Origin of the sequence: Streptomyces sp. NPDC088246 (assembly GCF_044741025.1) — a bacterium.
Taxonomy (GTDB): domain Bacteria; phylum Actinomycetota; class Actinomycetes; order Streptomycetales; family Streptomycetaceae; genus Streptomyces.
In genome coordinates, this window is sequence record NZ_JBIURV010000021.1 from 160,173 (window position 1) to 170,540 (window position 10,368).

8 protein-coding genes and 4 pseudogenes are annotated in these 10,368 nt (G+C 67.8%); 7 read left to right on the forward strand and 5 right to left on the reverse strand.

What is annotated here, in order from left to right:
• Positions 1-130: 130 nt before the first annotated feature.
• Positions 131-316, forward strand: a pseudogene (locus tag ACIPEK_RS27375) ((2Fe-2S) ferredoxin domain-containing protein); the annotation flags it as partial.
• On the opposite strand, the gene ACIPEK_RS27380 reads toward ACIPEK_RS27375, so the two are convergent.
• A complete protein-coding gene (locus ACIPEK_RS27380) occupies positions 302-592 on the reverse strand; it encodes a hypothetical protein (protein WP_402001093.1) in 291 nt (96 codons plus the stop codon). The pseudogene ACIPEK_RS27375 and the gene ACIPEK_RS27380 sit on opposite strands and share 15 nt — an antisense overlap.
• Before the next feature lie 218 nt (positions 593-810).
• Between ACIPEK_RS27380 and ACIPEK_RS27385 the strand changes: the two genes are divergently transcribed.
• On the forward strand, positions 811-1,389 hold the full coding sequence (locus ACIPEK_RS27385; protein ID WP_402001096.1) for a restriction endonuclease: 579 nt from the start codon (positions 811-813) through the stop codon (positions 1,387-1,389).
• A 2,528-nt stretch (positions 1,390-3,917) separates the two neighbouring features.
• Positions 3,918-4,412: an ATP-binding protein gene (locus tag ACIPEK_RS27390; protein ID WP_402001099.1), complete on the forward strand. Its 495-nt coding sequence runs from the start codon at positions 3,918-3,920 to the stop codon at positions 4,410-4,412.
• Between the two features lie 1,175 nt (positions 4,413-5,587).
• On the opposite strand, the gene ACIPEK_RS27395 is transcribed toward ACIPEK_RS27390, so the two are convergent.
• Positions 5,588-6,172, reverse strand: coding sequence for an IPT/TIG domain-containing protein (locus tag ACIPEK_RS27395; protein ID WP_402001102.1), 585 nt, complete (start codon positions 6,170-6,172; stop codon positions 5,588-5,590).
• 1,358 nt (positions 6,173-7,530) lie between these two features.
• Here ACIPEK_RS27395 and ACIPEK_RS27400 point away from each other — a divergent pair.
• On the forward strand, positions 7,531-7,740 hold the full coding sequence (locus ACIPEK_RS27400; protein WP_402001105.1) for a DUF5988 family protein: 210 nt from the start codon (positions 7,531-7,533) through the stop codon (positions 7,738-7,740).
• A 211-nt stretch (positions 7,741-7,951) separates the two neighbouring features.
• Here ACIPEK_RS27400 and ACIPEK_RS27405 read toward each other — a convergent pair whose 3' ends face one another.
• The 3 genes and pseudogenes from ACIPEK_RS27405 to ACIPEK_RS27415 form a co-directional block, all read right to left on the reverse strand.
• Entirely contained in the window at positions 7,952-8,479 is a 528-nt protein-coding gene (locus ACIPEK_RS27405; RefSeq protein ID WP_402001143.1) for a GNAT family N-acetyltransferase, read from the reverse strand.
• A gap of 201 nt (positions 8,480-8,680) precedes the next feature.
• Positions 8,681-8,882 (reverse strand): annotated as a pseudogene (locus ACIPEK_RS27410) (Tn3 family transposase); the annotation flags it as partial.
• Between the two features lie 214 nt (positions 8,883-9,096).
• A complete protein-coding gene (locus tag ACIPEK_RS27415; RefSeq protein ID WP_402001107.1) occupies positions 9,097-9,399 on the reverse strand; it encodes a hypothetical protein in 303 nt (100 codons plus the stop codon).
• A 177-nt stretch (positions 9,400-9,576) separates the two neighbouring features.
• On the opposite strand from ACIPEK_RS27415, the gene ACIPEK_RS27420 reads away from it, so the two are divergent.
• The 3 genes and pseudogenes from ACIPEK_RS27420 to ACIPEK_RS27430 all read left to right on the forward strand — a co-directional run.
• Positions 9,577-9,729 carry a hypothetical protein gene (locus ACIPEK_RS27420; protein WP_402001110.1) on the forward strand — a complete coding sequence of 51 codons (153 nt, stop codon included), beginning with the start codon at positions 9,577-9,579 and terminating at the stop codon, positions 9,727-9,729.
• A gap of 59 nt (positions 9,730-9,788) precedes the next feature.
• Positions 9,789-10,040: pseudogene (locus tag ACIPEK_RS27425) on the forward strand (RacP protein); the annotation flags it as partial.
• A 72-nt stretch (positions 10,041-10,112) separates the two neighbouring features.
• Positions 10,113-10,273: pseudogene (locus ACIPEK_RS27430) on the forward strand (IS5/IS1182 family transposase); the annotation flags it as partial.
• Positions 10,274-10,368: the final 95 nt, after the last annotated feature.

Sequence of the window (10,368 nt, forward strand, 5' to 3'; positions counted from 1 at the left end):
ACCACCTCCTCCGTGGCCTCACCCCCTCATTTCCAGCATGGGGGGAGATCCCGAAGCCCGCACGGCCACCGCTCGGCTCCGCAACGAGCTGGTACGAGCCGGCACCGGTTGCCACCGGCCACGGGATCGGGCGGGGGAGCGCGGGGCCGGTGGACGGCCTCTCCGGCTCGGCCTGGTCGATGATCCTGCCGCCGCCAACGGCATCGCCGCCTGGATCGAGGCGGGCGGCCACGGCCTCGCGGATCCGCCCGGCATCCTCGACCTCTGCACCTTCACTCCCTCTCGCCGCATCCTCGTCGAACTACTCGACGAGTAGACACCCCACTGCCTTGCATGACCGAACCCGCGTGCCAGGCAGCTCCAACGGCTGATGGGCGTGCGGGTTGCCGCCCACGCCAGTCCCGGAATCCGCAAACTCGCGCGCTTTGTGCAGGCCGGGCTGGAAGAGTCCGGTGTGCAGATCGGGGACGAAGGCTTCGAGGACGACGCGGTGGAAGCGCCGGCGCTGCTCGGGTGTGAGCCGATGGAGGCCACCGCCATCCTGCCTGCCTCCGTGGACGAACCGCACCGCCTCGCCCGCCGCATTACGCATCTGCGCTCCTACCTCGGGGTCTCCATCGGAGCGTTCCGCACCGGCGACATCGTGCACGCCGCCACAAGCGCGTCCAACCGCACCACTACACCGGGTTCAGCGTCGAACTCACCTCGCGGAACACCGGCACTCCTACGTGGCCAACCTGCCGGATGGACCAGCTCCGATCTGGGGAGGCAGAAGGCGGGCATACCGCCGAAGGCAGGGGAGGGGCAAGCATGGGGACTGTGCTGCTGGCGGCGTTGGCCGCCGCGGTCGCCACAGTCGTCGTCACGGGCCTGGTACGTGCAGGGCGACGCGAAGCACAGGCCGAGCAGGCCCGGCTTGCCGAAGAAGCACGACGGCAGGCCCGCCGGTCGCTTGAGTCGGTCTGGGCAATGGACGACCGCGAGTTCGAGGAGTACATCGCCGATCTGTGCCGCCGAGACGGCTGCACCGACGTCAAACGCGTCGGCGGGGCCGGCGACCTCGGGGCCGACGTGACCGGCCTCCTGCCCGACGGCCGCCGCATCGTCATCCAGTGCAAGCGCTATGCCAAGCACCGCACGGTCGGCAGCCGCGACATCCAGACGTTCAACGGCACTGCCCGCGCCGAACACGGCGCCGACGTCCCCGTCTTCGTCGCCTCCTGCGTCTTCACCGACCCAGCTCGCAAGTTCGCCGCCCGGCACCAGCTGTGCCTGATCGACGTCAACCTGCTCGGCTTCTGGAACAGCGGCACCGCCCTGACCTCTTTCCTGGATCTGGACATCGGCCGCTCCGGAACCAACCGCAAGCTCCACCCGGACCACGACTGACGGAGGGAACCGCCGTGCAGGACACCGAGGCACCTCTCCACAGCTGGCGTATCGACGACCGTGAGTAACAGCGACAGGAAGAACGTCGCGGCCGCCGCTTCGCGTACACCAGCCTCGATCCCGCCCGCACCGCGCTGGTCGTCATCGACATGGTGCCGTTCTTCATCGACGCCAACCCCTACGCCCGCGGCGTCGTCCCGAACATCCAACGCCTTGCCGGCCGGCTGCGTCCTGCCGGCGGAACCGTCGCCTGGGTCCTGCCCGGTTCCGTTCGGGCGGCGGTGTCCCGTGGGCATCGGTATCGATGACGACGAGACCGGCACCTTTGTGTGCGATACCGGCCCCGGACCCGGGCTGTTGCGCCCGCCCTGCCCGGATGCACCCGGGATCGGTCGCCGCGGTGCGGGAGCAGCGACACCGGCGGCCGGCCCGGGGGCCCGGGCACCGGCGGGCGCACCACAGTGCGATCGACAGGGCGTCAGGCGAAGTTGCCGGTCGGGACGCTACGGCCCGGCCTGAGTCGCTGTCACACAGGTGCGGTTCAGGAACGATGCGTACTCCTTCCAGCGACTGAAGCGACTCAATTTCCGAATTGGTGGAGTTCAGATGGAACGGAACGCCTGGGACCTGCACGAGGTCCGCCCGGTGCCTGTTGTCCTCACGTTCGCCCGGCTGTACGGGCGGTATTCAGCCGGGGAACTATCTGGCTGAATCGATGCGGTGGTGACAAGGAGTCATCTCTTGTTTCATCTGCAAGGTCCAAGCTCGATCGCCTCATATGTGGAAGGAATTTCGTTTTCCGCATGTATGCGCTCTGCAGGGGTCCGGGTGGTGCGCCGGGTGGCACGCCGGGTGGTGCGGCGTGGAAATGGCCGGTTGTTATACATATGTGGCTGGTGAGCATCGCTTGATCTCACTCACCCGACGTGAAGGTGCCGCAGGAAGCCTGTTGCTCGGGCGTCGGTTCCATGGCCGAGTTCCTTGCCGATATGTGACTTCATCTGCCACAGCGCCGGGGCTGCTCTATTCCGTGACTTGGCGCCAAACGGTCACTGTGATGCGGTGGTCGGGGTCGGTGGCCGACTGTGCGGCACGTGCCGACATGCCTGGTCACGGCAGTTGGAGGGTCTGTTTCACGCCGTCTGTGGGTCGGGTGGCCCGTGGTATGGGGTGATCTGGCCTGGGGTGGTGCGGTTTTCGGCCGAGTCATGGGTGCCGGTCGCGGTGTCGAAGTGCACATCCCCGCAGAACGAGAGGGTCGTGATGTCGTGACGCCTTATGGCTCTGTCGTGGGTGCGCTACCTGACGTCGAATTCCCCGACGTGATCAAGCCGAACAGGTCACGCCAGGAAAAGCTGTGGCAGACGGTTGCGAAAGAGAGTCAGAAGAAGCGATTCGCCAAAGAAAAAAATCGTTGCACCGTATGACATCGGTTCCATGGCATCGCGGGCTGCCCACGTCCATGAACCACTTCATCCGGATGCTTGATGACGGCCCTGCCCGGGGAGTCTTCAATCGGTCCGGTGCGAGGGCGGGGATATCGACACATCTACGCCATCCGGGTGACATCCTGTCGGCTTTGTTGCTGTCATATGCGGCCAAGAGGATAACTGTCACTATCCAAACCGGTGGGCCGCCCACCCTCTCCGGGGGAGCGGCTGTTCATTTCTCTCGTAGCTGTCCAGGTGAGGTGAAAGCCTGGGGATCTGCCGGTGGGACTGCCGCAATGGGCACCCCCGTGGGAGGGGTTTGGATCCGCCAGTCGGTGCCAGTAGCCGGTGCCGACTGGCGCGGCGGCCCATGTGACCTCTTTGGGGGCACCATGCGCGCTTCCCTAACGATTTTCCCGACGTCCGACGCCCGGCACCGGGCTGCTGAGTTCTGCGGTGAGACCGCTCCGGTCGGTGCGGCGAAACTCCAGTCGGCGGGGGGATACCTTGTCGCTCGCACCCTGTTCTCGGCCGATTCACTCATCGTCGTGCACGGCGCGGGGGCGTTGCCGGAGAACGGAGCCTGCTGCCTCCCACGGCATCGAATCACCTTCCATGCCGGCGGCGGGCATCGTCCGGACCCCGTTCGGTGACTGGCGTTCGGGGTGCCGGTCCCGGCTGGACGGCCGTATCACCACCGGGCGTCGGCGCTGTCTGCGCGAACGTGACCGCTCCTGCGGATCCGGGTGCCCGGTGCCCTCCTTCTCGGCGAGATCGCCCTTCATCTCACGTCTGTGCTGCCACCGGGGGCAGCACGGACGACCTCGACGGCACCGGTCCGGGATCGGCACCACCGCGGATGCGGGACTGCGGGCGGCCCGGCTCACCCCGTGTACGGCCCGCCGCATGGGCGGCGGACGGGTGCACCGCGCTTCCCGCCGCTGAACCGCCCACCGGGCTCCCGGCGCGGTTGTCCCCGCCCGGCGGGCACATCGGGTACGGCAGGCAATTCCGCGGCCGGCGGCTTGTGCCGTGTCCGCAAGCGTAAACCGGCCACCCCGCCACCTGAGCAAGGCCCAGGACGAGAGAGGAAGAACCATGCTGCCGACTGCTTGGCCGGGGGCGCAGATCGCATTGTCCCCCCAGGAAATCGAACAATGGCCGAATACGGCGTCAGCCCGGGTCCTGGCCGACGACTGGCCTACGGGACGGCCGGCCTCGTTCCGCGTGCCGACACTGGAGCGAGCGGTGCCGGTCTGCCGCCAACTGGCCCGGCTATGGATGGACTTTGAGGGCATAACGGGCGAAGGTGCCCGATGTGCGGCCTTACTCGTGATCTCTGAGCTGATGACCAACGCCATCGTCCACACCGACAGCCTCTCGATCACCGGCCGCCTGCAGAAGGACGGTGACTGGCTCCTCGTGGAAGTCCAGGACGAGGGGAGAGCGTCGTCCGTCCCGCACCGTGCCGGCGACGCCAACGAGTACGGTCGGGGCCTGGTGGTGGTCGCGCAGTCCGCCCAGGCGCTGGGAACGCGGCGGGAGACCGGCGGAGGCCGCACATTCTGGGCGCGGATCTCACTGACCGGGTGAAATCCCTCCAGGCTGCGGTCCGCGACCGCGATCCCGTCCGCCGGGCCCCGCGTGAACACAACACAGCGCCCGGGTCCGCCGCGGGGTGTCCGCGGGCCGAGGCCGGAGCAGGGCCGCAGAGACCGTCTGCTGTGAAACCGGGCCGGGGCGAAGGTCCGGCACGTCGCCAACTCAACTCCCAGGCCGGTGAACAGCGCCTGCGACGCCGGTTCACCTCGTCGGCGGGTGCTCCAGCACGCGCCCGGCCGCCGGTGATCTCGATCACGTGCCACATTTCGCGGACACATGAAGCACCTGAGGGCCGGCCGACCTCGTTCCGCTGGACGAGCCCCGGCCGGCCCGGCCGAGGCAGGCACCGGTGTCGGACCGCTCCATGTTCCGCACCCGCTCCCCCATGGAGGATTCAAGCCCCGGGGCCTGTGCTGATGCCAGGTATCAGACGATCTGGCACAGGTCTCGCACGGCTGATGGCGTGATTGGCCCGGGTCTCGCGCGTCTTTCTCCCCAACCGCGGGACCGGCCCGACGACGCGAGAGCGGTCCAGGACATCCCGGCCTGTTGGCAGGCCGTTCGAAGAAGGACGAAGCCCTGACCGCGGGATCAGACACCCCGCAAGGCTTCTCAGAAGAGATGCCGCACAGGACGCATGCGTGACATTCCGCCGGGCAGTCGACGGCTCCCGCATCGAAAGTATTCGAAGAGGCGGCACTTGCCGTCGCCGGGGTCCCGCGCCTGTCGCACGAGGCGGACGAGAGAACGCGACCTGTACGGTTCCGGCCGGCCGCGTCCTGGTGGGCTGCCGGGAGGCGCGGGGGAGGGGCCGGGCCGAAGCGGCTCAAGAACGTCGCATCGCAGGTGAGCGGTCGCAGGCCGCTCGCGTCTGCTGACCGGGGGTGGCGCGGGGGCGTCGTCCCGGCGGCAGATCACATCCGGACTGCGAACACGCCTCGGCGGCGCAGCCCGATCGGGCGCAGCCGGCGCACACGCTTCGCAACGTATCCTCTGCCGTCGCGTCCTTGGTTTTGCCACCCCCGGGTGGGCTGGTCGTGGCGGAACCGTCCCTGATTGTGGACAGCGCCGGCCTGCGCGAGGAACTCGCAGGCCGGCGCTGTCCACAGCCCTTACCGGCCGGCGTGGCGACGTGGCAGGCAAGGGGCCCTGAGGGGGACGGCTGGTCAGATGTAGGTGTACCCGCCGGGGACAGTGGCGGTGCCGGCCGCGGTCGTGACCACGACCGGGACGTTGCCCGCGGCGGTGCCGGCCGGGGTGATCCCGAACAGCAGGATCCCGGTGGGGTCGCCGCCCAGCACGGTGGCCGGAACTCCGTTGACGGTGACAGTGCCACCGCTCAGGTTGGTGCCGGCGATCACGAACGGGGTGGCGCCGGCGACCGGGCCCGAGGCCGGGGTGATGCTGGTGGCGGTGGGAGGAGCGGGCGTGGACGGGTCCACGTAGGTGTAGGACACCGGGTTGCTCGTGCCGCCGCCGGTGGTCACGGTGACCGGCACCGTGCCTGCGGCGTTCGCCGGGACCGTGATCGTGACAGTGAGTCCCAGCACGTCCTGGGAGACGATGGTGGCCGGCGTGGAACCGAACAGAACGCTGGTGGCACCGCTGAGGCCCACTCCGAGGAGCTGAACCGTGTTGCCGCCGGCGACCGGTCCGGAGTTGGGCAGGACCGCCAGGAGCAGCGGACCGAAGGGGAAAGACAGTTGGGCGACCGGCTGCGACTGGCCGGACGAGGTTGTGTCTGTGGACATGACGGGTCCTCCTGTGACAGGCGGACCGTTGCGGTCCGCACGGGGGCTGGCCGGGATCGACGGCAGGCTTCCCTCGTGCCCGACGCGGGGTCAGGGGTGAGAGGAAGAACGGCTCCCGGCTCAGGGGGAGAGTGACCGGGCAGTGGCTTGCGGCGATGAGTCCCGCCAGGGACGGGGCGGACGCGACGGCGACCGGGGGCCGACGGGCATCGGCCGCGAGATGCGCACCACTGCCCGGTCTCAAGCACGGCGGGCCGCTTCACCGGCCGGTGTCGGGAGCACCCACCGGCCGGTGGCTCTCCGGGGCAGCCATGCAGTGGCCGTGCTCGCCGGAGCCCTGCCGGAAGGAAGGGCCGAAACGGGCGGGCCGATTGCCGAGCTTCCCGGAGCGGGACGGGCGGCCCACCGGTTCAACGACTTCAGTAACCCCAATGAATGACCTGCCATCAACCCCTGCGTCAATCAGTCACCCGATCGGCCCAGTCCGAAATGCGCTCCGAGAGCGAGGGGGACGGCCGGCGGCCGCTGCTGCCGTGATCGCAGCAGTCGCGCCGAGATCATTCCACCGCAACCAGCCTTTACCGGATAATTGCCAGGTGTGCGCCATTTCTTTCCGGTCGCGACATCCCGACGGTAAAACGCCGCGAATCCGACTTCACGACCCGATGGGGCCGGATTCGTGGATCCCGCCGAGAAGAAGGCACCCACCGTTCAGTTCATTACGCCGTACGAGTGAACTGTCGGTGGTCTCATTGCGAGTTTATTCAGCTCCGTGGGATAACCGTTTTGAATCCAACCGGTGGGCTGCCCTCCTCTCCGGGGAGCGCGGCAACCGACGATCCGAAGCAGAACTGGCCAGCCAGTTGTGAGCAGTATCGAGATCGTTCGTCGCAATGAGCGCCCCTCGGCAAGGAAGAGGCGGCTCGCATCACCTCGTCAAGGGGCATCATGCGAGTTCCCTGTGCTGTCCAATCCTTCATCGGTGTCTGTCTCCTGGCGTCACGGCCGGCCATCATCCCGAGGGCCGCCCGCGCCCGGACCCCCGCGCTTGCACCCTGAGGCCGCGCCGGCCGGCGCGGTCACGACGGCGCACACCGCCGGCTGGGGCACCGTGGCATTCACACCGTTCCGTACGCGAGGCGGACCGCCGATACCGTCCGCGCCGCCCTTGGCCGGCTCCCGCACGCCGGTGAGTGACGCGACGCGCAGGGGATTCCTGGACCAGTTGCGCGGTTTCGTGACACTCGCCGTTCTGTGGTGGAAGTATTTTCGGCTGCACTCAAGACGGCGTGGCAAAAACAATCGATCCGACGCCTCCGCTGATAAATCAGCGCTGATCCTCCCGACTGGAGAGCGCTATGCCTCAATCGATTCGCGTAATGCTTAGCGAGGGGTCGGAGGGTTCACCGTCGGCCTGGGAAGTGAAATCACTGGACAGTGAAACAAGAGTGACGGTTCCCCGTTGGAACGGTTATGAGCATTTCGGGTTCGCGGGTCACTATGCCGAACTCGACGGCGAACTGCTGCCCGTATACCGCTGGATCTACCGCACATACATTGCCGAATAGAGCCCTGCTCGAATCCGGTCGCTGCGAAACCTCTCCCTCAACAGCACACAGCCGTTTACGTGCGGGTGCTACCAACTGATCCGGAGGGGATCGAAATGACGACTGCTCTGTTGCCCGTAGGTGTGTCGTGAGCGGGGCGGCCCCCCTCTCGGAAGGTGGCCGGCACGCGCGGGATGCCATGGTCACCGTTTGCCGCCCTGGCCGACATTGCTCAGTCCTGGCGGCCGACCCGCAGGGCCTTCTCAAGGAGCGTGAACGACTTGGGTGCACCGCCCGGCTGCGGCTTGCCCGCCTTGTGGCCGACGAGCCGGTAGCCGTCGTCCAAGTAGTAGGCGTTCAGGCGCGCATTGCCGGCCAGGCAGTCCAGACGTATGAACGCCCGCCCCGCCGCAGCCACGCGGCGCTCCGCAGCTCGTAGCAGCAGCCGCCCTGTCCCCGGCCGGGCGCTGCTGCGGTCCACCATCAGCCGGTGCACATAGCCGGCCACTGGCGGCTGCGGTCCCCAGGCATCCTCGTCCGCCCACCACAGCTCCCAGGCCCCGGCCGCGCGGCCGTCGGCCTCGGCGAGCCAGACCTCGCCACTCGCCATGATCCGGCGGAAGTGGTCCTCGTCCAGCTCGCCGGGCTGCCACTGGCCGGTAATGCCCTGGGCGAGCATCCAGCGGGCAGCTTCGTCGCGCAGGCGAACGAGAGTGGCGAGGTCGGCGTCGTCGGCGAGGCGGAAGTGTAGATCGTTCACGTCGCGATCCTCGCACGGGCCCGCACGGGTGCTCGACGATGTGCCTGCCGACTGAACGGGGACGCCGGCCGCCCACGCTCCTCCCTCCAGCGACAATCGGGTGATGGTCTGCCGGCTGTGGTTGGCGTCCCGACTGTGTGGGCCCGTCTCACTCCTGCCCGTCCTCGTCGTCGTCGAGTTCGACCGCGTCCGGGTCGTGCAGCGGTCGTACTCGGCAAACGCCTGCCCCAGCGGCGTCGGATGCCCTTCACGGCCGAGCATCCGCAGCAGGTCATGGGCGCGGACCTGGTTGGTGACCGGAGAGCCGGCCACCCGCAGCATGTCCGGCACTGCGTGATCACCTTGCCCAGGTGACCCGGTTGCAGGCCAGCACCTCCAGCGGCCCGTACGTGCCCGTCTCCACGGGGCCGCGCCCGCGACCTTCAGGAAGTCGAATTCACGTACATCGACTACATCGACTACATCGACGTCAAATACTGAAAAAAGGTCTGTGAGGATCAAACCCTGTTTCCCCGGTGAGCCGAAGCGCGATGGTTGATACACAGGCAGGCTTGCAGTCACCGGCGGGGCTGCAGGCCTTTGTCGATTGCGCTGGCGAGCTGCTCGGAGGCAGGTCGTCACGGCAGGGTGAGGACGTCGTCGATCGCGGATCGAATCTCCTCGTCCTGAAGGAACGCTCGATAGACCCGGTACGTTGACATCCGCCGGTCGGATTCCAGCACCGTACGCAGGATTGTCCGCGCTGCCGGAGAGATCGTGCCGATCCGGGCGAGGGCCCGCAGCGCGTCGAGGAAGTAGCCATAGGCGTTGCCGCCGTTGACGATGGGAGGGAGGTACTCCTCAAGGACGGACACACTCCGCTCCGGTTCGCCCGTGATCGACCACAGCGCGACCGCCGCCGGCACCGTGCTCCATGACATGCCGTATCCGGTCGGCGCAGTGCGCGGCCGCCGGGCCGAAATCGCCGAGGAGGCCTTCCAGCCGTGGAAAGCGGTCAGGTCGTCTGCCTGTCCTTGCGCCGGACACTGGCGCGCGGGCAGCTGCCGACAGCACAAATCGCTGACCGGTACGGCATCCAATGCAGGTCCGTCCGGGACGTGTTCGTACGTTACCTGGACGAGCGCCGCCCCAGCCTCGACTACAGCACGCTGTCCGGCCTGGCCAGTCAACTGGTGGGAGCCTTCTGGGACGACATCGAAAGGCACCATCCCCGCATCTCCAGCCTGCACCTGGCACCACGTCGCGAGTGAATTCATCCACCACCCGGGCCTTGTCCACCGTGCACCTTGGCCGTCACCTCGGGTCGCTTCAGGTCGCGGAGAACGGCTGGCCAGCGCTGATCTGGACGAGAGCCGACGGCTACCGGATCGGCGCTGAACCGGCCGCCCTCCAGGCATACGAACGGGCCGATCTCACCGGGAAGCTCACCGAATTCCGCCGGTTCCTCACCGGCACGGTCGCCCTGCACGCCGCCGCTCACCCCGGCGACAAGCGGGTCAAGCACATCATCGCCCAGCTCAACTCCATCGAATCCGCCCTCGATCTCGTCGTTTCGTCCTGACCAGCACAAGCGGTCCGCCCGGCCTCCGACCGGGCGGACCGCTCACCAATGAACGAGGGGAAGGCCGCCGTCATGCGCCAGCGCCGCTATCCCTCCGACAGCACCCACGCCGAATGGGCCCTGATCGAAACGCCGTTACCCGAACCGGCTTGCGAGATCAGAGCCGGGGGTCGGCCGGAGAAGCATCCCCGCCGCGAGATCGTCGACGCGATCGCTACGTCGTGGACAACGGCCAATGCCGTTGCTTGAGCTACTGAAGTATCGCGGGCGCAAGGGTGATGATCTTCTCGGGAACCCGTCGCGTGCCTCGCCTGGCCTGGTCTTTCTT

Bases quoted from the DNA above. Each gene is read 5' to 3' on its own strand.
- ACIPEK_RS27380 (WP_402001093.1), bottom strand. From the start codon at position 592: ATGCGTAATGCGGCGGGCGAGGCGGTGCGGTTCGTCCACGGAGGCAGG.
- ACIPEK_RS27385 (WP_402001096.1), top strand. From the start codon at position 811: ATGGGGACTGTGCTGCTGGCGGCGTTGGCCGCCGCGGTCGCCACAGTC.
- ACIPEK_RS27390 (WP_402001099.1), top strand. From the start codon at position 3,918: ATGCTGCCGACTGCTTGGCCGGGGGCGCAGATCGCATTGTCCCCCCAG.
- ACIPEK_RS27395 (WP_402001102.1), bottom strand. From the start codon at position 6,172: ATGTCCACAGACACAACCTCGTCCGGCCAGTCGCAGCCGGTCGCCCAA.
- ACIPEK_RS27400 (WP_402001105.1), top strand. From the start codon at position 7,531: ATGCCTCAATCGATTCGCGTAATGCTTAGCGAGGGGTCGGAGGGTTCA.
- ACIPEK_RS27415 (WP_402001107.1), bottom strand. From the start codon at position 9,399: ATGTCATGGAGCACGGTGCCGGCGGCGGTCGCGCTGTGGTCGATCACG.